General features: G+C 46.4%; 1 protein-coding gene. It reads right to left on the minus strand.

What is annotated here, in order from left to right; all coding sequences use genetic code 11:
- A partial coding sequence (locus OCV67_RS13625) for a hypothetical protein (RefSeq protein WP_178085206.1) occupies positions 1-302 on the minus strand: 302 nt, incomplete at both ends.

The following is a 302-nucleotide window of genomic DNA, read 5'->3' on the forward strand; positions in this document are numbered from 1 at the left end:
CCAGTTTCCGTTAAAAATACGCACAAAAATATGAGTGTCATCCGAAGCGGTATGACCGCTGACAACACCCTTTTGTACCTTTCCTGTTATGGTAAGTCCTGTAGCAAAGGAAACTTCATCGCTGAGTTCCGCACTGTATGCAGCAATTTCTGCTTCAGGCGAGCCGAAATATTCCACTTCACCCAGACCTTCAACAGCATTTTCATATACCTGTGCAAGTTCAACCGCATTTTCAGAAAGCTGCAGGGATTCCTTTATCCCGGCAATTGTTTCCGCATGAGCGATACCCTGGGAACTGCCGT

This window comes from Porcipelethomonas ammoniilytica (assembly GCF_025567485.1).
GTDB classification, from domain to species: Bacteria; Bacillota; Clostridia; order Oscillospirales; family Ruminococcaceae; genus Porcipelethomonas; species Porcipelethomonas ammoniilytica.